Source organism: Desulfuromusa kysingii (assembly GCF_900107645.1).
In the GTDB taxonomy this organism is placed as follows: Bacteria; Desulfobacterota; Desulfuromonadia; order Desulfuromonadales; family Geopsychrobacteraceae; genus Desulfuromusa; species Desulfuromusa kysingii.
Map to the genome: position 1 here is coordinate 432,941 of NZ_FNQN01000001.1, position 23,868 is coordinate 456,808.

At 46.6% G+C, this 23,868-nt stretch carries 18 protein-coding genes; 7 read left to right on the forward strand and 11 right to left on the reverse strand.

The window, feature by feature from the left end:
- The first annotated feature begins 2 nt into the window (after window positions 1-2).
- Both lpdA and BLU87_RS02035 read left to right on the forward strand, forming a co-directional pair.
- Window positions 3-1,409, forward strand: coding sequence for a dihydrolipoyl dehydrogenase (gene lpdA / locus BLU87_RS02030; protein WP_092344262.1), 1,407 nt, complete (start codon window positions 3-5; stop codon window positions 1,407-1,409).
- A 184-nt stretch (window positions 1,410-1,593) separates the two neighbouring features.
- Complete coding sequence (locus BLU87_RS02035; RefSeq protein ID WP_092344263.1) at window positions 1,594-4,170, forward strand: amino acid permease; 2,577 nt, start codon at window positions 1,594-1,596, stop codon at window positions 4,168-4,170.
- 123 nt (window positions 4,171-4,293) lie between these two features.
- On the opposite strand, the gene BLU87_RS02040 is transcribed toward BLU87_RS02035, so the two are convergent.
- The 7 genes from BLU87_RS02040 to BLU87_RS02080 form a co-directional block, all read right to left on the reverse strand.
- Entirely contained in the window at window positions 4,294-4,926 is a 633-nt protein-coding gene (locus tag BLU87_RS02040; RefSeq protein WP_092344264.1) for a MarC family protein, read from the reverse strand.
- Between the two features lie 225 nt (window positions 4,927-5,151).
- A complete protein-coding gene (locus tag BLU87_RS02050) occupies window positions 5,152-6,540 on the reverse strand; it encodes a phospholipase D-like domain-containing protein (protein ID WP_245706329.1) in 1,389 nt (462 codons plus the stop codon).
- A gap of 46 nt (window positions 6,541-6,586) precedes the next feature.
- A complete protein-coding gene (mprF, locus tag BLU87_RS02055; protein ID WP_092344267.1) occupies window positions 6,587-9,154 on the reverse strand; it encodes a bifunctional lysylphosphatidylglycerol flippase/synthetase MprF in 2,568 nt (855 codons plus the stop codon).
- A gap of 97 nt (window positions 9,155-9,251) precedes the next feature.
- Entirely contained in the window at window positions 9,252-10,118 is an 867-nt protein-coding gene (locus BLU87_RS02060) for an alpha/beta fold hydrolase (RefSeq protein WP_092344268.1), read from the reverse strand.
- 103 nt (window positions 10,119-10,221) lie between these two features.
- Complete coding sequence (locus BLU87_RS02065; RefSeq protein WP_092344269.1) at window positions 10,222-10,626, reverse strand: SpoIIAA family protein; 405 nt, start codon at window positions 10,624-10,626, stop codon at window positions 10,222-10,224.
- Between the two features lie 380 nt (window positions 10,627-11,006).
- A complete protein-coding gene (locus BLU87_RS02075) occupies window positions 11,007-11,489 on the reverse strand; it encodes an alpha/beta hydrolase (RefSeq protein ID WP_092344271.1) in 483 nt (160 codons plus the stop codon).
- 114 nt (window positions 11,490-11,603) lie between these two features.
- Window positions 11,604-12,590 carry an undecaprenyl-diphosphate phosphatase gene (locus BLU87_RS02080; RefSeq protein WP_092344272.1) on the reverse strand — a complete coding sequence of 329 codons (987 nt, stop codon included), beginning with the start codon at window positions 12,588-12,590 and terminating at the stop codon, window positions 11,604-11,606.
- A gap of 270 nt (window positions 12,591-12,860) precedes the next feature.
- On the opposite strand from BLU87_RS02080, the gene BLU87_RS02085 reads away from it, so the two are divergent.
- The 3 genes from BLU87_RS02085 (at window position 12,861) to BLU87_RS02095 (ending at window position 16,860) form a co-directional block, all read left to right on the forward strand.
- The gene (locus BLU87_RS02085) at window positions 12,861-15,140 is read left to right on the forward strand and encodes a ribonucleoside-diphosphate reductase subunit alpha (RefSeq protein ID WP_092344273.1); all 2,280 of its coding nucleotides are present in this window, start codon (window positions 12,861-12,863) and stop codon (window positions 15,138-15,140) included.
- Between the two features lie 41 nt (window positions 15,141-15,181).
- On the forward strand, window positions 15,182-16,219 hold the full coding sequence (locus BLU87_RS02090; protein ID WP_092344274.1) for a ribonucleotide-diphosphate reductase subunit beta: 1,038 nt from the start codon (window positions 15,182-15,184) through the stop codon (window positions 16,217-16,219).
- Between the two features lie 215 nt (window positions 16,220-16,434).
- Window positions 16,435-16,860 (forward strand): bacteriohemerythrin, encoded by a 426-nt coding sequence (locus BLU87_RS02095; RefSeq protein WP_092344275.1) that lies wholly within the window; start codon window positions 16,435-16,437, stop codon window positions 16,858-16,860.
- A gap of 63 nt (window positions 16,861-16,923) precedes the next feature.
- On the opposite strand, the gene BLU87_RS02100 is transcribed toward BLU87_RS02095, so the two are convergent.
- Window positions 16,924-18,540: a GGDEF domain-containing protein gene (locus tag BLU87_RS02100; RefSeq protein ID WP_092344276.1), complete on the reverse strand. Its 1,617-nt coding sequence runs from the start codon at window positions 18,538-18,540 to the stop codon at window positions 16,924-16,926.
- A 293-nt stretch (window positions 18,541-18,833) separates the two neighbouring features.
- Here BLU87_RS02100 and BLU87_RS02105 point away from each other — a divergent pair, with 293 nt between their 5' ends.
- Window positions 18,834-21,491, forward strand: coding sequence for a hybrid sensor histidine kinase/response regulator (locus tag BLU87_RS02105; RefSeq protein ID WP_092344277.1), 2,658 nt, complete (start codon window positions 18,834-18,836; stop codon window positions 21,489-21,491).
- Window positions 21,492-21,608: 117 nt separating this feature from the next.
- On the opposite strand, the gene BLU87_RS02110 is transcribed toward BLU87_RS02105, so the two are convergent.
- Window positions 21,609-22,217 (reverse strand): YceI family protein, encoded by a 609-nt coding sequence (locus BLU87_RS02110; RefSeq protein WP_092344278.1) that lies wholly within the window; start codon window positions 22,215-22,217, stop codon window positions 21,609-21,611.
- Between the two features lie 90 nt (window positions 22,218-22,307).
- On the opposite strand from BLU87_RS02110, the gene BLU87_RS02115 reads away from it, so the two are divergent.
- Window positions 22,308-22,754 carry a YaiI/YqxD family protein gene (locus BLU87_RS02115; protein WP_092344279.1) on the forward strand — a complete coding sequence of 149 codons (447 nt, stop codon included), beginning with the start codon at window positions 22,308-22,310 and terminating at the stop codon, window positions 22,752-22,754.
- Between the two features lie 6 nt (window positions 22,755-22,760).
- Here BLU87_RS02115 and BLU87_RS02120 read toward each other — a convergent pair whose 3' ends face one another.
- Window positions 22,761-23,204, reverse strand: coding sequence for a tetratricopeptide repeat protein (locus tag BLU87_RS02120; RefSeq protein ID WP_092344280.1), 444 nt, complete (start codon window positions 23,202-23,204; stop codon window positions 22,761-22,763).
- 121 nt (window positions 23,205-23,325) lie between these two features.
- Window positions 23,326-23,850, reverse strand: coding sequence for a shikimate kinase (locus tag BLU87_RS02125; RefSeq protein WP_092344281.1), 525 nt, complete (start codon window positions 23,848-23,850; stop codon window positions 23,326-23,328).
- Window positions 23,851-23,868: the final 18 nt, after the last annotated feature.

A 23,868-nucleotide genomic window follows, 5' to 3' on the forward strand; every position in this document is an offset into this window, starting at 1 on the left:
TCATGAATCAAGCAGAAAAGAAAATTGATCGCACTCAACTGGTTGTTATTGGGGCTGGACCTGGAGGCTATGCAGCTGCGTTTAAGGCTGTGGAGTTGGGGCTTTCTGTAACCCTGATCGATCCCGAAATCAATCCTGGAGGGGTCTGTCTGCATCGCGGATGTATCCCCTCAAAAGCGCTGTTGCATGTCGCTAAACTTGTTTCAGAGGCTGAAGAATCCGAAGCAATTGGGGTCAGGTTTGTAAAACCAACAATTGATGTTGCGCAGGTTCGCGATTGGAAGAATGGGGTCGTGGAAACATTGACTGGTGGACTGGGAAATAAAGTGAAAAAGCTGAAAATTACCTACTTGCGTGGCACAGCGCAGTTTAAGGATTCCCACACATTAAACCTGTCGCTGGTCGATGGTGTAACTAGAGAGCTAGCTTTTGACCAGGCAATCCTGGCGACTGGTTCCCGTCCGATCATGTTGCCGAACATCGCAGCAGACAGTCAACGCATCATCGATTCGACTGGTGCCCTGGACTTGGTTGATGTCCCAGAATCTTTATTAGTCATCGGCGGCGGCTATATTGGTTTGGAATTAGGGTCGGCATATGCTGCGATGGGCAGCAAAGTCTCGGTGGTAGAAATGACCAACGGCCTGCTGCCAGGTTGCGACCGGGATCTGGTTTCGGTTTTGAAGCGTAGATTGGAGAAAAAATTTGCTTCAATTTTGCTCAATACCAAGGTTGTCGACCTCAAAGAACAAAAAGGCTCGGTGCAGGTGACTCTGGAAGATAAGCAAGGAGAACAGACGAGCAAGCGGTTCAAAAAAGTTTTAATTGCCATAGGTCGAAAACCTAATACTGAAAGCCTGGGACTTGAAAATACAACTATAGTAAAGGATAAAAAGAATTTTATTGTCGTCGATGGACAGCAACGTACGGCCGAGCCGCACATCTTTGCGATTGGTGACATTGCTGGTGAACCAATGTTGGCTCACAAAGCATATGCCGAAGCCAGTGTTGCAGCAGAGGCGGCGGTCGGACGTAAAGCCGTTTTTGATCCTCGGGCGATTCCTGCTGTCGTTTTCACCGATCCTGAAATTGCCTGGTGCGGCTTGACAGAATCTGCAGCACGGGAGCAGAAGATAAAAATTAAAACCGCTAAAATTCCTTGGCGCGGAAATGGTCGAGCGTTGACCCTTGGACGAGATGATGGAATGACAAAGTTGATCGTTGATCCAGAAACGGATCGCCTGCTCGGGATGGCGGTTGCCGGACCGGGAGCCGGAGAATTAATCGCCGAAGGGGTTGTGGCGATGGAGATGGCTGCTGTCAGTGAGGACCTGCGCCAGTCAATTCACCCGCACCCGACTTTGTCAGAGACGGTTTTTGATGCCGCTCAGATGTTTTTTAAACCGTGATTTAAGCAGATATTTACGAACTAACCTGTGGTCTTAAAAGCTGAGAAAATTTTCTCAGCTTTTATCCGTTGGCCCTGAATCAACGATGATATTCTGGGTTATTTGCCGTTGAAGTAGCAGGTCAAAATGGTCTGAATCGGGGTTAAGTTTGGAGCAATACTGCTGTCAGTGATCGGGAACATTTATGACCGAACCGAAAAGCAAGCCGGGGGAAAAGAACAATACCGCAAATAAACTGGGGACTTTCTCAGGAGTTTTTACCCCCAGTATCCTGACGATACTGGGCATCATCCTTTTTATGCGTCTGGGTTATGTGGTTGGAGCGGCCGGCCTTCGGCAAGCGTTGTTGATTCTCCTGATTGCCAATACTATTTCTGTTCTTACGAGTCTATCGCTTTCAGCGATCGCAACCAATCTAACAGTTCGTGGTGGTGGCGACTATTACTTGATTTCACGAACCCTGGGCTTTGAATTTGGTGGTGCACTGGGACTGGTGTTGTTTCTCGCTCAATCTGTTTCAGTGGGGTTTTATTGTATTGGTTTTGGTGAGGTCGTTGCTGGACTGTTAGGGGGCAGTGAAACCATAGCTCAGTTTATCGCTCTCTTTGCCATTGCCGCGTTGTTCTCTCTGGCGTGGAAAGGCGCTGATTGGGCGACCCGCTTCCAATATGCCGTCATGGGAATTCTCTGCCTGGCAGTCCTCTCATTTTTTATTGGTGGCGTTTTGAACTGGAATGCGGATCTGTTGCAGACCAATTGGTTGCCAGCGGCTGACGGTCCGGGTTTCTGGGTTTTGTTTGCTGTTTTCTTCCCTGCCGCGACTGGTTTTACTCAGGGTGTGAGTATGTCCGGGGATTTGCAGGATCCGGGAAAAAGTCTGCCATTGGGAACCTTTCTTGCCGTTGGCGTCTCTATCCTGGTCTATCTGGTTGCCGCAATTTTGTTTGCCGGGAATTTACCCCAGGATGTCCTCAGTGGTGATTTTCAGGCGATGAATCGGGTTGCAATCGTTCCATTTCTCATTGTTGCTGGAGTGTTCGCCGCGACCCTCTCGTCGGCTATGGCATCGTTTTTAGGGGCGCCACGGATACTTCAATCTATGGCTGCTGATAAAGTCTTTCCGGTGTTGAACCTCTTTGCCAAGGGGGTTGGCCCAGCGAACAACCCACAACGTGCGACTCTATTTGCCGCAGCGATCGCGGTACTGACCGTCGGTCTGGGCAATCTAAATCTGATTGCCAGGGTGGTGACGATGTTCTTCCTGATATCTTATGGACTACTCAATTACGCGACCTATTTTGAAGCACGGGCAGCCAGCCCCTCGTTTCGTCCCCGCTTCAAATGGTTTCATCAACGCGCCAGTTTCGCCGGGGCTCTAATCTGTCTGTTTGTCATGCTTGCCATCGACTGGAAGTCTGGCGCATTGGCTGTGGCAGTGCTTTATAGTCTTTATCAGTATCTAAAGAGAACTTCCAGCACGAGTCGTTGGGCTGATAGTCAACGTTCATACCATCTGCAACAGGTTCGTGAGCATCTGCTGCAAATTTCGCGTGAACTGGAACATCCACGCGATTGGCGCCCACAAGTTCTGACTTTTTCTGAAGACCGTGAGCGTCGGATAAGGTTATTGAAGTTTTCATCTTGGATGGTGGGTAAGAGTGGTTTGATTACTGCTGTCCAAATTCTTGAAGGGAAAGGCGCGCAACAAATACGGTTGAAAAATGAGGCAGAAAACGAACTTTATCAAGATATTGCTGATTCCGGTGTGCAAGCTTTCCCGTTGGTCGTGAACGCGCCTTCTTTTGAGGTGGGTAATCAACTGCTGTTGCAAACTTTCGGCATTGGACCGCTACGAGCCAACACGATTCTGCTGAACCATCACGGGGTTTATGCGCAGCGGTTTTTTAGCGCTCATTTTAAACGTTTCGGTCAAAACCTGCGCACCTCATTGCGGCTGGGATATAATCTTGTCGTGCTCGATGCTTTGGAAGAAGAGTGGCAAACGTTGGAGCGACAACCGGCTAACGAGCGTTGCATCGATATCTGGTATCAATCCGGGAACACAGGTTCTTTGATGCTGTTGTTGGGCTATCTTATGACCCGTTCAGACTTCTGGAGCCATGCTCGATTAAGAGTGTTGGTCGCGGAACAGGATGACAACGCAGAGGCCACAAAGGAAAATTTGCGTCAGGAACTTGAACGGGTGAGGATCACCGCCGAAGCTGTAGTTGTCAAAGATTGCAGTGCTGCAACTATCATTGCTTCTTCTGCCGATGCCAGTCTGGTCTTTTTACCCTTGGCCCTGAAAGAGGGGCGAATTATAGACAGTACGGGAGAGATGGTTGACAACCTGTTACCAAATCTTCCTTTGGTCGCTCTAATCGTCGCTGCTCAACAGATCGATTTAGATGCTGAACCGGAGTCTGGTGCTGCTGGCTTGTTGGCTGACGCTGAGGACGCTGTTGCCGCTGCGCAAAAACGACAACAGTTGGTTGATGAAGAAATTGCGGAACTGAATGCAGGCTTAGAGAAAACATTGACTACGTTGATTGCAGCGCGCAAGGATGGCAACGAAGAAGAAGCTAAAACTCTCTACGCCGATTTAGCCAAGATACGGCAACAACTTGATAAGGCAACACGTCGCTCTGCCAAGGCTGATAGCAAACTTGAACAAGACAAGGAACGTCTGGAGAAGCTACGTGAAGAATACCACCTGAACGAATCGACTGAAGAGGACGCGGAAGACAAGAACCTGCCATGAGAGGCTAGAGATTATGGGCGCGTAAGGGGAGGAAATCTTCTCAAATTTTAGAAATTACCTTGCATTCTTTGCCAACTAAATACCGATATTCTCGTTGCTTATGATTATTACCCGGTTGCTGGATCAGGCAAGACCAGGTAAAAGTATGACTAACCCAGAAGTAATCATTTGGATCCCAATGGCCGCAAGGAGTAACCCCATTATTCTGGTCGAAATATTCAATCCGGTGACCCCTAGCTTTTTGCCGATGGGTTCGGCAAGACTTAAAGCGAGCAAGACGACCAGAGCTGCAGCGACAGCACTGACACTGAGAAATATCCGTCCACTCAGATGGACCATTTGATGAGCGTCAGCAATCACTAAACTGATCGCCCCAGGACCTGCCAACAGTGGAATAGCAAGAGGAACAACGGCGATACTTTCCTTATTGTTGGCCTCTTCCGCCTCATGGAGAGTTTGTTTTGCCTGGCTCTGTTTGGCGTGGAGCATGGATATCGCCATTAAGAGGATCAACAGACCGCCTCCCGCGCGGAATGCCGGGATACTAATCCCGAAAAAGGTCAAAATTGTTTCGCCGCACCAGATGGAAAGCAATAAAATCAAGGCCACAGAGAGGGCACTGGTGCGTGCAATTTTGCGGTACTCTGGCGCAGTCTTTTCGCCGCAGAGCGATAGAAATATTGGAATCGCCCCTAACGGGTTGATAATTGCGAGTAAACCGATCAGGGCTTTGGTGTAGAGGGCATATTCAGACAATTTTTTAATTCCTCTTCAGGTTATGTCAGTAAAACACAGAAAATCTAAGTGGCAGGCTTTTAACCTTACTTTTAAGAAAGAGCCGTTGATCGAATCCGGCAAAAGTCTGAACGTGAAGTTGCTAAAACTCATAACAATTCTGATCCCGCTCATGATAACACTCTCCCGTGATGTTTCGGCCAAGGATTCACTTCATTGTCTGCTTGGTTTAATGATCATTGACCTCTAAAGCATTGGTGCCATCATACGAATGATTCCTTCAAGCAGGTCGCGGAAAAGGCCCGCCTGTCCAATACCGTGACGACAATGACAGGTCAGGTCTTCAATCCATGCTTCTATCTGTTTGACCTCTGTTTGGCTATAGAGCAGTAGGCCGGTTTCGTAGTTGAGAAACAGACTCCGCATATCAAAGTTGGCCGAACCAATGACCGCGAGGAAAGTATCAGCTAACAGCGCTTTTCCATGTAACATTCCACCTTGATAAAGTAAAACCTGTCCACCAACTTGTTGTAATTCACGTAAGTAGGGCCCACGTGCCATATCGGCGAATTTGTGGTTCGAGATTTCTGGTAATATGACCCGCACATCGACTCCACGGTGTACGGCTAGTTGTAATGCTTGAGCTAAAGCGGCGTCAGGAATGAAATAGGGAGTGACAATCCAGAGACGTTCTGTGGCCTGAAATGCCGCTGATATCAGTGCCGAGTAGAGGGGATCACCGCTGACGTCGGGTCCAGAGGGGACAACTTGAACTGTGGCATCGCCGATCACTGGAACATTCATTTTTGCAGGATTTATGGTTGAGCCGGATAATTGCTTCCCTGTGGCGAATTGCCAGTCAGAGCTGAAAATATCAATATAATGTTGGGTCGCTGGCCCCTCCAGGATAAAAGAGAGGTCGCGCCAGCGGTGCGGATCATAGGTTGGACCAATATATTCGTTGGCAATGTTGGTACCACCGGCCCAAATGCGACAGCTATCAGCGATGACGGACTTGCGATGGTTGCGTAAATTGGTACGACCACGAAAAGGACGATGCATAACCGGCATAAAAAAGGCAATCTTTCCACCTGCAGCGGTTAATGGAGCCAGATCTTTTCTATGCGTATGCAGGGAACCGACACCATCAAGTAAGACTCGAACCTCGACCCCGGCAGCCGCGCGGCGAGAGAGTCGATCAATAATGTCCCTGCCCACCTGATCTGGATGCAGAATAAAAGTACTCACCCAAAGGTGTGTGGTTGCCTGTTCAATGATTTCCACCAGTGCAGCATAACCCTCTTCACCAGAGCCCAGTAGCTGCAGTTGATTACCGGTGACAGCGCCGGGGAGACCATAAGAACGCATTAACCGATCAATATCGGGGATCCCCTTTTGTAATGTCAGCGATTGCTCCGGGAGTTGTAGGTTTGTTTTGCTGGCGGCCAAACTGCGCATCTTGCGACCACCTAGCATCAGGAACAGGGGGATGCCTAAATAGGGTATCAGGATGATACTGAGCAACCAAGCCAGAGATCCCGCTGGTGAATACCGTTGTCGAATCATTTGCGCTATCACCGGTAGGGCCAATAAAAAGCCAAGCAGTAAGACAACATGGGTTAATAGCCAAGACATCAACATAAGAATCCTGAAGTAAAAGAAAACAATCTTTCTTGTCTGCTTATTTTATGAACACCCCTTTGACTCCACCGCTGATCAAAGAGGTGACATTTGTCAGGATCCGAGGTAACGCCAATCCTCCTGGACACGCTAGGTAACGGGGAGACCAGACGGGTTTGTACTTTTGTTTATACTCACGTAACCCTTCAAAATTGTAAAAATGCTCACTTTTACTGAAAATAATCGATCCGATCCGGTTCCAAAGGGGGGCGAAAGATCTATTTTCCAAGCCGGATAAGGGAGCCATGCCAAGATTAAAAGATTGAAAGCCTTGTTCCTTCCCCCACAGCATCAAGTTGGTAAACAGGTAGTCCATGATACTGCGTGGCGCTTGAGGACTGTAACGCATTAGATCAATTGAAAGCTCGGTTTGGTTTGCTCCCAGCCATAGATTGGCAAAAGCGACAATTTCCCCTTCTTGTCTGATTATAGCAGCAGGAAAATTCAACAAATAGCTTTCATCGAAGAATCCCAGAGAAAAACCTTTTTCCCGAACACTCTTTTCTTTAAGCCAAATATCAGATATGCGACGTAATTCCGGTAAAATTTCGTTGATTCTGTCTGCCGGATAAACTTCAAAAGAGCTTCCTTCCTTATTGAGATGTCGATATGTATAGCGCAAACCTTTGCGCTCTGATCCTTCCAGTGAAAAATTGACGAGAGGAACACTTGCCTGCTCTCCAAGCTTGAATAACGTGAGTCCCATGTCGAGGTAAATAGGCAACATCTGGGTCCCAACTTCGTAGAAAATTGTTTGTCCCCCGTGGCGTTCAACCAGTTCACGGTATGTCCAGGCTAGCGCCTGAGCCTCCTCGGGAGGACCGATTGGATCCCCCATTGCGATCCATGAATTTCCTGCGACGCCGTACATAACAAAACTGTTCTGTTGCTCATTAAACAACAGGGTTTTGTCCCCCAGGAGTGCGAGGTTGGCTTCCGTTAAAGGGGATTGGCTGACAATTTGTCGTGCTTGATTCAATTCCTCAGCGCCAGGTTCAACGGGATCCTTCGGTGCTGTTCGTAGCAATCTGGCAATGGCAAGGACGAGGAGGAGAATGACCGCACCCACCGTAGCCCGAAGAAATCTTGGCGCCCCACCATGGAGGGTGAATTGCCACCAGAGTTGATTGGAATAGTCGACGTGCTTATAAGTAAAAATTCCAAGCCAGATCGAGCTTCCTAAGACCAGTAGAACCGTTACATTCCAGCCTAGGGTAAATGTTTCATTGAAAAGAGATGTTTTCCGATAAAAATGCGCTCGACAGGGGAGTAAGGCAACAAGCATAAGCCCCAGCAAAGCTGCTTGTTCGTAGTTTCCCCCTTTTAGCAACGATAGCAGACTTCCGGCTGCAAGCAGAATTGCGGTTAACAAATACGCAGCATCGAGCCGTCGTTGCAGTCCCCGCGCCAATAACAGAAGTCCGACTCCGACGAGACTGCTAAGAAAGTGTGATAATTCGATCACGGGCAGAGACAGAATATCCTTGAGCCAGTTCAGGCGCCCCGGAGCCGCCGGGGTAACGCTGGAGAACAGTAGCAGGGCGCCAGAAGTTAAGGTTGTTGCCGCCAAAAAAAGGGGTATAGCCGTGCGCCCAAATTGTCCTGCAAAGACAAGCGCTTTCGAAACTTGAGTCCTCTTCTGTAACAGTTCGCTTCCTGCGAGCAGCAGCGCCGCCAAGGTGAGAGGCAACAGGTAATAAATACCCCGGTAGACCAACATAGATCCCAGTAACGCATCTGCCGGGATGCTCGGAGCTGAGAGGAGAATCATCGATTCGAACACTCCTAACCCTCCTGGGACGTGGCTGATCAATGCGACCACCTGAGCCAAAAGAAAAATCCCCAGAAACTGAACCAGTGATATTTCTGAGTTCTCAGGCAGAAGCACATACAGGGCGCAACCGGCCAGCATCCAGTCCAGGGAGCCAATCAATAACTGGATCCAGGCGGTGGACATTGACGGCAGCTGTAGTTCCCAGTTCTGGAAGTGAAAGGGGGTTTTTCTGCACCAGACTGTCAGCAAATAGCTGATGACCAACACCGCTAACAAATAACCAATCGGGCGAGTGGAATGGAGCGGGATATGCTTTAGTATGGGGATTGATGCCGGTTCGTAAATAAATACAATACTCCCAATGGCGCCAATTCCCAGCCAAAATGTCAGCACCGTAAAGGCAACCAGCTGGGCAATGCGTTCTGCTGATAAACCCCATGAGGAGTAGAGCCGGTAGCGGATTGAACCGGAGGTTAAAAGGGACAAACCAATCGTATTGCTGAAGGCGTAGCTGATAAATGACACAAAGGTCACTTTCGCAATACCGATCGGATTTTTAATATACCGGATCGCTAGGTGGTCGTAGCTGGTCATGACCAAGTAGCTTAATATTGTAAAGCCAATAGACAGGACAATATCTGCAAAGGGGATTGATCTGAGATTTTGCAGGATTTGGTGGTAGTGAAATTGCCGTAAAGAATTGTGCAGCACCCAGATTGCTGCGGTAAAAAGCACCAAGATAATCAAGGGCGACAACTTACGGGTGACCAAAGAGAGTTTTTTTAACACTTTCATCGCTCCTTGTTTTTTTATCTGTAAGGGGTTGCTGCTGTCACCAGGATTTCTCGCTAAAGCTGAAGATTTCCCAGAATTGAAAAAATATTAACTACGGTTATTTATGCTGGTATGTCGAGATGTCCAGAAAATTGCCAATCAATCGGTTAACCTCAGGGGCACGGGTAAAGATGGTCATGTGGCCACCATCCGGGATGATAGAGAGTTGTCCCTTTGGTAAACTACGGGCCATTTGTTCTGCATGATCAAGTGTAATCAGGTCATGTTCCCCAACAATAACAAGGACTGGTGTGTCGATTTTACGCAAATCTACCGATTTCAATTGCGGAGAAGTCTGCCATAATTTTCTAATCCGGGTTTCAAGTTGATCAAGGCGATCGCCCGCGCCGGTCCACCAGCGGTAAAACCAGTGGGTCAACCCGCTACTCCTGACTTGACCATCAACCTGGGCGGCGAGGGTGAGTCCGGAAGGATCTGAGTTGCCGCTGACCGCAATGATTCTTTGGACGCGTTGCGGCCAGTCAAGAGCCAGTAACATTGCGGTGTTGGCTCCATCGCTCCAGCCGATGATGTCCGTTTTCTGAATGCCAAGTTGATTGAGAACCTGAATGGTGTCAGCAGCCAATAATCGATAACTCAGTTCCGAGTCACCCAACTCGGACTCACCATGCCCCCGAGTATCCAGTAAGATGACCTGGCGGCCAGAATTCACCAGCCATGGAACCTGAGAAAACCAGATGAGCCGATGACTCAATCCTCCATGAAGGAGCAGGATCGGCAACCCGGAACCATAGGTGACGTAGTGAATATTGGCCTCTCTTGAAACGATATTCCCTTCTGTCGCTGCTGCTGTTGTCCGCCACCAGAGATAGTAGGCCAGATTGATTGTCATCGGTTGCAATAACCACAAAGCGATGACCAATATGACCACGACAATGGTTGAAAAAATAAGTAGCCATTTCACGTTATCTCATGCCCATCACCCTGTGATTTAAACGTTATCCAACGAGTCCCGAATCAATCTGGATAAGTTTCATAGCAATTGTTTGGCGTATTGAGGGGAGACATTAATTCTCCATCAGCCAGCTCAACGCATCTGTTTCATTGCCAAAATATTTGATTTCACCAGAAATAAACCATGAACCAATTTTGGCGGCCATTTCTTGCCAGTGTTTATTGCCGTATATGGCTATTTTCCCGAAGTCATTTTTATGCTTTAAGCCTATTTTGAAATCATCCCATGCTGCTCTTGCTTCCCATCCATCCATGTCACTGATATCAACGATAGCTTTCACTTTGGGTTCTTTGACTTCACTTAACGCCGCGTCAATCATTGGTGTGATCGTCTCGTAGTCGGCATGAGTCAGTTTTCCGACCACTCGAAGTGAGAGAAAAATGTGAATTCCAGACCTCTCGATACCAATTGACAGGCCATGTTTGGTTATTTCTTTACCGGTTTCTTTGTTGAGCATAGCATTCGCCCTCCTTGAGAGCTGTCTTGATGAAAAATTTGTGCGGGTTGAAAGGTGATGAATCAGGGCTCTTCAACTTTTGAGTTTGGAAGCCTTGTCCATTCCCTTTAGTTCACTAATATTATACAACGTTATTCTTGCGGTAAGGTTTCCGAGATATTACAAATTTGTAACTTTTTTGTAGATTTGCGCCGCTGATGAAAGGCCAAGACGGAAATGATGTGAATGGTGGGAGGGGTTTTTAGCGATGTTTCAGAACCCCAGCTTTCGATGATGTTGCCGATGAAAGAGGTCTGGATCGTATCGGTGGCAATGTTGTCGATGTAAATATAGAATAATTGTGGTTTAAAAGCGGATACCATATATGCGGGGTGCAGCTGTCATTTCTGTTCGTTAACGGTGCGTCTGATCTCAGCAACTGCACAGAGAATCTCTTCAATACTGTTGCTGAGACGGTGATCGTCATTGACTGTCCTTAACCGCTCACCAAAGGGGTGACTCGCTTCTATGGGGACCACATCATCCTCGATTCCATGGATAACAATGGTCGGGGGTAAGTTGTCCAGATTCAGGTCCGCGCTTGTCGGTCGATGAATAGCGGGGGCACAGAGAACCAGCCCAGCGACCTGATCCGGGTGGGCATTTTGGAGTCGTAACGCCATCAAGCCTCCCATGCTTGATCCAACGACAAGGAACGGACCGGTTTCGTGATTGATAACTTCGGTGATGATTTTTAACCGTTCTGTTTCATCTTTGATCCCGCGACAATCGGGAGCCAGAATGTCACCGAACATCGCTTTAAGTGCTTGATACTTATGTCCATGGGGCCCGGATTCCAGGCCGTGAAGAAACATGATTTTCATATTGATCTCCAGATGATGTTGGCTTGAGAAAAAGTTGAGATTTTTTCGACCGTTGATTCGCCATTCAGCAGTTCTATCCCGGCTATGTGGCTAAAAATATCCTTCGAACGGATGCTATAATGTTCCTGTCGTCAATAACAGTCCGGTGACCAGTGCCAACACGACCCGGTAATACCCAAAAATGGCGAGGCCATGTCGGTTAAGGTAACTGACCATCCATTTGACGGAAAGAATTGCGGCAAGGAAAGCGAAGATGACGCCGACAGTCAAGGATAGAACGTCAAAGGTTTGCAGCATGATTTGACCATGTTTAAGGGCATCATAGCAGGTGGCGGCACTGAGGGTGATCAAACCGAGTAAAAAGCTAAACTCTACAGCGGCAGAGAGGGATAGTCCTACCAGTAGACCACCGACAATAGTGACCAGACTTCGACTGACGCCGGGCCACATAGCAATACATTGGATGAAGCCGATAATCAGAGCCATCTGCCAGGTTAACTCGATGATAGACCGACCACTTTCGGTCTGCCGGCCGCCTCTTTTCTGGTTCCAACGACTCACTGCAAGGATGGCTAACCCACCAACAAACCAGGCAATAACCACCGGCCAGGTGCCAAAAAGATAAGATTTAATGAGTTTATTGAAAAGTAGCCCGATCACAGCAGCAGGGAGAAAACCGGCAATAATATTAATAAAAAGTTTGCGCCCTTCGATATCTTTGCCCAGCAACCCGCGGACCATCTGTTTTACCCGGCGGAAATATAATCCCAAAACGGCGATAATAGCACCGATTTGGATGCAGATCGTATAGGCGTCTGTCGCTTCTTTGATTGCCGCCAGCTGTGCGTCTGTTGCCGAATCATTCTCACCAATTCCCATAATCCGTTGAGCCAGCAGCAGATGTCCGGTGGAGCTGACCGGCAGGTATTCTGTCAACCCTTCGACGATGCCAAGAATGGTGGCCTGACCTAGAGTGAGAATCTGCTCCTCTGATGGCTTTGTTGGCACGGTGGTCTCTGGGGTTGCAAAACTGCTGCTAGCCAGAAAAATGCAACAACAGGCAAGCAGGAGACTGATGATGAGGTGATTTTTGTGAAGCATAATTTATGATCTCGACGATTTGGGTTGAGAAATAATATCAATGCGAAAGGCTACGATAAAAAAAGGTAAGTTATCATGGTTGTAAAAAACAGTACAGTCACCGTCGCTCATCAACATGGATTGATCAGCAAATTATAAGAAAAATATTACTGTTATGGTCTTATATTATTCTCAAGATGATGTATACTTCAAAACTTATGACTCAACATGTAGTGTTTTTTCACTCATTTATTATTTACAACCATAATCGTCGGGAGAGGAAGTTGTCATATGGCCAAACGTTACCGTGTTATCAAGCGGGATGGGGAATCCGCTGCACTGGACATAGCAAAAATTCGCAAGGTTATTCAATGGGCTGCAGAGGGGCTGGATATCAATCCGATTGAGTTGGAATCAAACCTGGAGATTCATTTTCGCAATAATATGACCACGGGGGAAATCCATGAAACCGTCATCGAGACATCGTTACGGCTAACCTCTATTGAGGAGCCGGATTGGCGGATCCTGGCAGCCCGTTTGAAGCTGGTTGATTTTTACAAACGGGTCCACATGGCCCGGGGGATTCCTTACGAATACCGCTACCCCAGTTATTGTCAGACGGTGAAAGATTTTGTTGCTAAGGGGATCTATACTCCTGTGCTGCTGGAGAAGTATGCAGACAAAGATCTCCATAAAGCCGGACAGTTTTTACAGCAGGATTACGACTATGACTACGATTTTGCCGGGATCAGCCTACTGATCAAACGTTATATGCTCGAATATGAAAATCAGGTCATCGAGATGCCTCAGGAAGCGTTGTTGACGATTGCATTGTTGATTGAACAGAATCAGCCGCAAGAAATCCGCCTGCAGCGGGTGCGCGATACCTACAGTATGTTGGCCAGACGTAAAATTTCTCTGGCAACGCCGATCCTAATCAACCTGCGTAAACCGAACGGCAATCTGTCCAGTTGCTTTATCACCGCCTTTGACGATGATACCAACAGTATTTTTCATACTTTTGAGCAGGTCGGTCAGATCAGTTCTGGTGGCGGTGGTGTTGGTGTCAGCATCAGTCGCATTCGTTCACAGGGGGCGCGAATCCGCAACTCTCTCGGTCGGGCTGGTGGCGTCGTGCCAAATATTCGCGTTGTTAACGATATCGCCCTGTATTTTAATCAAGGTGGGAAACGGGCTGGAGCGGTCACTGTCGCTTTGGATAGCTGGCACCTGGATATGGAAGATTTCCTTGAGTTACAAACCGAAAATGGTGATCAACGGCGCAAGGCTTATGATGTGTTCCCACAGGTTGTGGTTTCTGATCGGTTTATGCGTGCGGTCGAACATAGCGAAGACTGGTACCTGTTTGATCCCCATGAAATTCGCAGCAAATACCAATATGAATTGGCTGATTTGTGGGGTGAAGAGTTTGAGACAGCGCTGGATCATCTTTACACCGAGGTCGATGAGGGTCATATCGAGCTGTTTGAGAAGGTCAATGCTAAGGATCTTTACAAGCAGATCATGAAGGTACAGATTGAGAGTGGTATGCCTTATATCTCTTTTAAAGATACCATCAATCGGGCCAATCCAAACAAACATATCGGCATCATTCCCTGCACAAACCTCTGTGTCGAATCCTTCTCGGTGGTTAAGCCGACCAGAATTGGACCACAGCGGTTTGAGAATGGCAGCATTCACCGGGATGTGGAGCCGGGGTTGGTACATACTTGTAATCTAGTTTCTCTTAATCTGGCCAATCTTGAAGATGATGAGTTTTCAAGCGTCTGTGAAACGGCTGTGCGCATCCTCGATAACTGTATCGATATCACTGATGTCCCAGTCGCCGAAGGGCAGCGACACAATGAGCTGTTACGGACTATCGGCGTCGGCTTGATGGGGTTGGCTGATTATCTGGCGCGTCGTGATATCCCTTATATCGGGGCCACTGATGCAGTGGATAAACTTGCAGAAGAGTTCGCCTATCATTGTACGTCGGCAAGCTGTAAACTGGCAGAGGAGCGGGGTGGTTATCCGCTGTTTGCGGGGAGTGACTGGTCGCAGGGGTTAATCCTTAGCCGTGACCGCAGTTGGTTTGCGGAGCATGCAACTCTGGATTGGGACACATTGTTCGACCGGATTGCCAAGTATGGCATCCGTAACAGCCATATTACCGCAATTGCACCTAATACCAGCAGTTCGATTGTTCAAGGTTGTACCGCGAGTATCTTGCCCATCTTTAGCAAGTTTTATATCGATAATAACAGCAATGGTAATGTCCCGATTGTGCCACCGTACATTAAGGAGAAGCTCTGGCACTATCAGGAATCAAAGCATATTGATCAAAAAATTATTGTTGACCTCGTGGCGCGATTGCAAAAATACGTGGATACTGGAATCTCGATGGAGCTATTGTTCAACCTGAATAAAAACATCACCGCTAAGGATATATATGAAACTCACATGGATGCCTGGAAAAAAGGGTGTAAAGCGATTTATTATACCCGCAGTATCCAGAAAAATAGCAATATCGCTTCGGTTAAGGATGAATGTCTCTCCTGCGCCGGATAGTATTTGGTTGAAAGAGAAAATTGTAACAGGGAGGAAAAATCATGGAACCAAAAAGGCTATTTAATCCTGAAGGGGACGACTCTCTTGAAAGCAGACGGATTATCGGCGGCAATAGTACAAATATTTTCAACCTGAATAATGTCCGTTATCAGTGGGCGAATAAGCTTTATCGCAATATGATGGCTAACTTTTGGATTCCTGAGAAAACGGATCTTTCCAGCGATATTGAACCTTATAAACATCTGACGGTGGAAGAGCGGCAGGCGTACGATGGAATCCTCTCTTTTTTGATTTTCCTCGATAGTATCCAGACCAATAACCTGTCGAATATCAACGATTATATCACCGCTCCAGAAGTCAATTTGTTGCTAGCAATTCAGCAGTATCAGGAAGCGATTCATAGTCAGAGTTATCAGTATGTTGTCGAATCGATCATCCCGACTGACAGGCGTAATTCCATCTATGACAAATGGCGCACCGATAAGGTTTTATTTGAGCGGAATAAATATATTGCCCAGATTTACCAAGACTTTATCGATGACCCAGCGGAAAAAAAGTTTGCGAAAGTTCTGATTGCCAATTATTTGCTGGAAGGGTTGTATTTTTACAATGGTTTTAACTTCTTTTACAACCTGGCCAGCCGGAACCTGATGTTGGGAACTTCGGAGATCATCCGTTATATCAATCGTGATGAACTGACCCATTGTGTGATGTTTGAATTTATCGTGCGAGAAATCCGCGAACTGGAAGCCGATTATTTCTCTGTTGCAGAGGTCGAAGAGATGTTCCGTTTTGCCGTCGATCAGGAGATTTCCTGGACCAACCATATCATTGGAGATGGGATCCTCGGAGTCAGTGAAGCGACGACAGAAATGTACACCAAGTGGTTGGCAAATGAACGCTGGAATAAACTCGGGTTCGGCGGAAAACTCTATGAAGGATTTGACAAAAACCCCTATAAACATTTGGAAAAACTGGCTGATACCGAAGGCGAAGGCGATGTTAAAAGTAATTTTTTCGAATCGACTGTATCGGCTTACAATCAATCTTCAGTCCTGGATGGTTGGGATGATTTTTGATTGATTTATTTGCGGGGGCCGATATCCTGATAAAACAGTTATCTTTTAGAACCAGTGTGTGATTTGGATCTGAGCGGAATTTAGCGTTTGCTCTGGTCCGGAAACCGTCAGTTGCTAATTGAAACAACAACACGACTTTCTCCTAGTACTGTGGTCGTTATATGGTCATAATAATCTGATTTTTTCAAACAATCTCATCACAGAAAGCAATCGCCATGGGTTTAAATAACAAAGAGAATGAAAAAGCAGAATTTATTATCTGGACTGAAAAATACAGCGTGGAAAACACGGTACTCGACAATCAGCATAAATATTTGATTAAAATTATAAATAACCTTTATAACGGCACCCATGGAGATGAGGGTCAATATAATGTAAAGACCATTATTGACGAGCTATGGCGATATACCGATGTCCACTTAAAAACAGAAGAAAAAATGTTGCAGAACATTAACTATCATCAGTTGGATAGCCATATTCAGCTACATGGGGAGATGGTCGAAAAAATAAAATCCTGGAATTTAACTTCAGACTGTAATGAAAAAGAAGAACTGACTGCCCTTCTGGATTTTTTAAAGAAATGGTGGACGAATCATATTTTGATTGAAGATCATAAATATGTTGAATTCATGCAAAGCTAAGGGTTGGTCAGATGAAGCAACCGTCAACCCTTTAGCTGTATCCCCATCGCAGCATAAACAGAATTAATCGACCGCAAACGTTAAGGTGTTTTTCCCTTTGTTTTTAGAGCTGTACATGGCTTTGTCAGCAGCATCGAGTAATCCTTCTAGGCTGGTTCCATTTTCGGGATAGATACTGATTCCAATACTCACACCGATATGAGCTTCCGACTTTTTAAGAATAAAAGGATCCTGAAAGGTTTTAAGGATTTTCTCCGCCAGCAATTGAACGCCGGAGATGTCTTGAATCTCAGGAAGTAACACTGCGAACTCATCCCCACCCAAGCGGGCCACAGTATCAGAAGCACGACATTTGGCTTTAATCCGTTCACCGACAGCCACAAGCAGATCATCTCCTGCGTCGTGCCCGAGGGTATCGTTGACAGCTTTAAAGCCGTCTAGGTCCATATACATCACCGCAGCTTTACGCTGATAACGTTGACAGCGATACAGCACTTGCTGCAAATGCTCAAACAGCAGAGCCCGATTTGGTAATCCGGTCAGTAAGTCGTAGTGGGCCATCGCAAATAGTTTTTCCTGGTAAAACTTTCTTCGCGTCATTGATTGAGCAAGGAACCAACTGCCAACCATAATGATGATCAAAACTCCTCCCCCCAGCCAGAGAATTTGCCAGAGCAATGGCGATTTTATCGCTGCTAATTTTTCTGCGGGAATGAAAGACATCAAAATCCAGAAATATTCAGTGTCAGTCTCCATTCTTTCAGATGCGGCCATCCGTTCTGAGAAAGTCGTTGCTGCTCCAACCGCTGCGTTCAGTGGGCTGAGTTTGGTAAAAGTATAGACACCATCGTCGGTTTTGATCTGTCCAGACGAGGATGTCTGCATCTTTTGCCATAGGTCCAGATGCTGTGGCAAAAAGCATTGTTTGTCATTCGGGTTGATCATAAAGCCCCATTCCCGCTCTGAGTCGGGATGTGACAGAAAGTAGCCATCTTGATTCAACAGCATGATGTCACCGTAGGCGATTAAAGACATCGACTTGATCAGCTTTAAGTAATCTTCACCAAGATAATTGAGGAGTACAATTCCCTCTTTGGTCCCTGAATCATCGAAAACCGGTGTGCCGAAACGCAACATGGGTTTATAGGGGACCTCAATCGCACCATATTCGACATTTAAGTCAAACGGCGAAATATACACCTCATTTTTTGCCAGCTTGAATGACTCGGCAAAGTAATAACGGCTCAGTTTGTTCTGCAGTTTTTCTGGATTAATCAGAACCGGGTTGCCGTTGTTGTAGTTGACGCGAAGAATCTCATTGCCCTGGGCATCAATATAACGAATCTGGTCATACCTTTTTTTCTGGGCGGAAAAAGCGAGTATTCCTCGTTTAAGGTAATCAAGATCTTTTGTTGAGGAAGGCGCATAACAATTGTTTGAGCTGCCTTGATCAGCCAGAAATAACAGGTCCGAAACCACTGTTGAGAAATGTTCTCGGGATAGATCACGCTCGTGATTAATGTAATATTGTTCTTTTTCCAGCAAACTCATTTCGCTGTCGTGGACGCTCGAATAATAGAAGGAGAACAGCATTCCTCCCAAGATGAGGGAAAGGCAGGGAAATATAATGATAAAGAGCTTTATCGTTTTTTTAAACAGCTCCTCTTTTCCTCTGAGCATAGAACATTATCCTTCTTTATGATTGCCCCTCTATTGGGCTTGTCGGTCAGTATAGAGATACATAATGTGAGGATTACAACCTAATGTCAAAACTATTTCTTAAAAAAATCCAAGAAGGTAGTGGTCCTGGTGCTGAGATGCGACTGTTGTCGATGTTTTATCGTGGATCTTTGTTGGGAATAGCGGTAGCTTATTGATTGTTCATTGAATGCTATTTATGTTGAGCGGTAAGAATGGATTATTTTTACCGTTGCAACGAGGATGGTTTAGAGCAGGTCTCTTGAGGAAACTCTATGCAAAAGCAGCAAGAGGAACTATTTAAAGTCTTTTTTGACAATCAAGTTGTCGGGATGATGAAAGTCGGTGCTGAGGGACAATATCAGCATGTCAACAAGCATTGGAGCGAAATGATCGGTTATTCGGTTGAAGAGCTCTTGTCGATGAATGTTAAAGCGATAACTCATCCTGACGATTTACCCCGGCAAACCCTCTTTGATTGCGAACTTGAGGAGGGGACACGAACTTCATATCGGATGGAAAAACGCTACTTGTGTAAGTCTGGGGACGTCCTCTGGGGTGATCTCTCTGTCACCGGGGTCTATGACGCTCAAGGGACAATGACTGGAATGGTTGAGCTCATTCTCGATATTACTGAGAAGAAGGCTGCAGAGAAAAAACTGGCGATGGTGGAAGAATGGCAACGAACGCTGTTGAATGCCTCGCCTGACATTATCTGCTTTAAAGATGGAGCAGGACGTTGGTTGCTCGCCAACGAAGCTGATCTGAAATTGTTTCACCTTGAAGGAGTCGATTATCAAGGCAAAACGGACGTCGATCTGGCACCGTACAGCTCTTTTTTTTCTGCGACCTTTATGAATTGTGCCGCAACGGATGAAAAGGCTTGGACGGCTGATGGTATTTCTATTGTTGAAGAAATCATTTCGACGCCCGATTGCGGCGAAAAAACCTATGAGGTCATTAAACATCCACTGTTTTATCCGGATGGTCGTCGCAAGGCTTTGGTTGTTCTAGGTCGGGATATCACCGCTCGAAAAAAAGCTGAAGAGTTGTTGCGGGAGAGTGAAGCAAAGTTCCGTTCCCTGCTTGACAGTCTTGAACACATCCCGATCCGTGGTTATGACTCTCAGCGCAAAGTTATTTACTGGAATACCGCTTCTACAGAGGTCTACGGATTTAGCAGGGAAGAGGCATTAGGCTGTAAGATGGAGGATCTCATTATCCCTGAAAAATTACAGGAGGAGATCGTCGCTGCCGTTGACAGTTGGAGAATGCGTGGTGCGGCTATCCCATCGCAAAAATTAGTCCTTTGTGACAGAGATGGCAATGATGTTCCAGTTTATTCTTCGTATATTTTTCATCAAACCGACACCGGGGCGAAAGAGTTATTCTGTGTTGATATCGATCTGCGTACTCTACACAAGGCGGAAGACCGCTTGCGACGGCTGGCCGCGGCGGTTGAGCAAACGGGAGAAACCATTGTTATTACTGACACTGATGGAATTATCGAATATGTGAACTCTGCATTTACTGCGGTCACAGGATATTCCCGCGCCGAGGTTCTCGGCAAGAACCCCAGATTGCTTAATAGCGGTGAACAGGACGCTGCCGTTTATATAGAACTGTGGGCGACAATTACCCGGGGATATACCTGGAAAGGGCAGTTTGTTAATAAAAAGAAAGATGGCAGCCGGTTCGTGGAAGCCGTAAGTATTTCCCCGATAGTTGATGAAGTTGGAACAATTGTCAACTTTGTGGCTACAAAGCGGGATATCACCGAGCAACTGCGGACAGAAGAGCTGTATCGACAATCGCAGAAAATGGAAGCAGTTGGACAGTTAGCCGGGGGGATAGCGCACGATTTTAATAACATGCTGGCGATTATCCTCGGTCAGGTCGAGATCGCTTTTATGAAAACATCATCCAATGATCCTCAGTATAAACGTCTGCTCGAGATTCAGGTCGCGGCCAATCGTTCTGCTGAACTGACCCAGCAATTACTTGGTTTTGCCCGCAAACAACCCAGTAATCCACAGGTTGTCAATATAAATGATGAAGTGACGACTGTGCTGCAGATGTTGAAACGGGTGATTGGTGAGCATATTGATCTCCTCTGGCGACCTGGTGAGGAGCCGTTGTTTGTCTCGATCGATTCAGGCCATTTGGGACAAATTTTGACAAATTTGGTTGTCAATGCCCGGGATGCGATTGCCGGGTCGGGTACCATTTCAATCTCTACCTCCAGCTGTTGTCTTGATGAAGCCTATTGTCTACGGCATCCAGAAAGTCATCCTGGCGAATATGTGGAATTGAAAATCAACGATAATGGTTGTGGTATGTCCCCAGAGGCGCTTGAAAAGATTTTTGAGCCGTTTTTTACCACGAAAGAACTCCATAGAGGGACCGGCTTAGGTCTGTCGATGGTGTTTGGCTTAGTTAAGCAGAACAACGGTTGCATCACTGTTGAAAGTACTTTAGGTCAGGGATCGTTGTTTAGTCTCCTTTTCCCGCGGACCTCAAAAGCGGCACAACGACCGCAATCAATAGAGAACAGCATCTTGGTGCGTGGCACTGAAACGATTCTGGTGGTAGAGGATGAGGCGGCACTTCTCGATATCACTGTCGCAATGTTGACAGAAGCTGGATACGTTGTCCTCTCTGCGCAAGGGCCAAGGGAGGCGATCCGGGTGGTCGAAAAATTTAATCCACCGGTGCACCTTTTGTTGACCGATATTGTCATGCCTGAAATGAGTGGGGTCGAGCTCAGCGCTCAGCTTGAAGAAAAACGACATGAGTTGAAGACACTGTTTATGTCGGGCTATAGCCAGGACAACCTGACTCAACATCGAAGAAAAGGGGAAGATTTACTACAGAAACCTTTCACCGCACATCAGTTGACCCAAAAAATCAGAGAAGTCCTAGATCACGAGTAGGACAACGTGGCGCTCATAACCGCAGAGATATCAGCGGGTCACGCAGATATTTGGGCGCTGATACTGTTCGCATGAAAGGGCCGGTATTGAAACCAGCCCTTTTTTTATCGTCGAAAACTATCCGCTGGTTGACATCATACTTTCAGGCTTGATCATTGCTTCGATCTCCAGACCGATCTGAATCTCATCGCCGACAATCACACTGCCGGTTTCAGTCAGTTTGTTCCAATTTAAACCAAAGTCCTTGCGGTTAAGCATCCCGGTGGCCTCGAATCCGGCCCTGAGCTTGCCATCTGGACCAGCCGTTGTTCCAAGGAAACTCCCTTGCAACATAATTTCTTTGGTGACACCTTTTATTGTGATCTCACCCAGGACAATGATATTGTCCCCGCTACCGGTGATGCTCTTGCTTTTGAAATGGAGCTGTGGATGGTTGGATGCGTCAAAGAAATCGGCACTGCGCAAGTGCTGATCGCGTTTTTCGATCCGGGTATCAATGGATGCTGTTTGAATGGTAGCTGCTGCAGAGATCAAGGTCCGGTTATCTGGGTTAGCTTCAATGATTCCAGTAAAATCGGTGAAGTTTCCTCGCACCTTAAAAACAACCAGATGCTGAACCGAGAAGTGAATTTGTGTATGAGCGCTGTCAACTTGGAACCTTGCGGCAAAAGAGGTTGAACAGATGAACAGCAGCGTAAGAAAGGTTAAACCTATTTTTTTATTCATAGAAATTCTCCCTATAACGAGTTAGGGGCTAAAGATTACCTTTTTGGTAGTATATCATATTGTCAGCCGTTGGAGATAAGAAGGAACAGTATGAAAATATGGATTGATGCAGACGCTTGTCCGAAGCCGATAAAAGAACTTCTCTATCGCGTTGCAGAGCGCAAGCAAATTATCTTGACACTGGTTGCCAATCGTTCATTGGGGCACCCTACTTCAATGTGGATTCGTTCCATTCAGGTTGGTTCCGGGGCAGATGTCGCCGACCAGGAGATTGTCCGCTTGTTAGAGGTTGGTGATCTTGTTGTCACCGCGGATATCCCTCTCGCCGCTGAGACCATCACTAAGGGGGGCCATGCACTCGATCCTCGCGGGATTTTTTTCAGTGAAGATAATATCCGCGAAAGACTCTCAGTGCGTAATTTTATGGATGATTTACGTTCTAATGGGGTTGAAACTGGAGGACCTGCAGCGTACAGCCCCAAGGACAAGCAGAAGTTTGCAAATGAGTTGGATCGTTTCCTGACACGACAGAGATAATAGTGTTTATCTGAGACCCAGAGTCCCGAATATCTTTCCCAGAGCGCGGTTAATAGGGTGGTTTCTTTTGAGACTTTTAAAGACGGGTGGCTTGCGCAGGCCCAGTTTTTTAAATTCATCAATAATCAAAGGGTTCGGACTGGCAATAAGCCCTTGACGAAAGGTCTTGATGGCCTTGCTCTTGTCCCCTGACAATAACAGGATTCGCCCTAAAATAAGGTAATGAAGGGAATTGTTGGGTTCGTGTTTGATCGATTCACGACAGATTTTTGTTGCTGAATGGATGCGGCCTTGCCCTTTTGCCAAGCAGTAAGCCAAGTAACTTTGTAGCTCAGGTGTGTTTCGATGTTCAGAAACCTGTCCGAGAAAAACCTGAGCCGAATGAATATAGCCCTTTTCAGCAGCTTCAATCCCTTTTAGTAATAAATCGTCAAGCTGGTCTGGACTCATCAAGATTTCCTTTTGTAACGTATTTTGCGTTTATCCGTTGGCAACAACTGATTGTAGCCTATTTTAAAGCAAAGGTTGGAATAATTTCAATCGCGCTTCAACCTTCTTTTGGGAAATGTGGTTATGATGAAGGTGACGCCCATGTTTGGAGTAATTTTTTTTCTATTTTAGCTGCAACCTGCTCGGCGTTCTTGTCATGACTCGATATTGTTATTTCCGCAAACTTTTCATACAAAGGGGTCCGCTCCAGATAAAGGTCCTCAAAGGTTTGTCCCTTAGCCATCACTAAGCCCCGTTGCCCCATATCGGCAATTCGCTGCTGCAGCAGCAGAAGTGGAACGTGGATGTATGTCAGGCAACCGCTATCAGCTAACTTTTCCATCCCATTTGTGCTGTAGATAACAGATCCCCCTGTCGCAATAACGCTCCGCTCCGCATCCAATTGCAACAATATTTGCTCCTCAATCTGTCGGAAATGTTGCAGACCATGTTGGTCAATGATCTGTTGTAGGCGACGTTTTTCCTGAATTTGAATCAGGAGATCCGTGTCAATGAAATGAAAGCCAAGCCTTTTAGCTAAGATGACACCGATAGTGCTTTTTCCCGCACCTGGCATACCAATTAAGATGACGTTGCTTTTTTGCATTAATTTCCCTTTGTATTG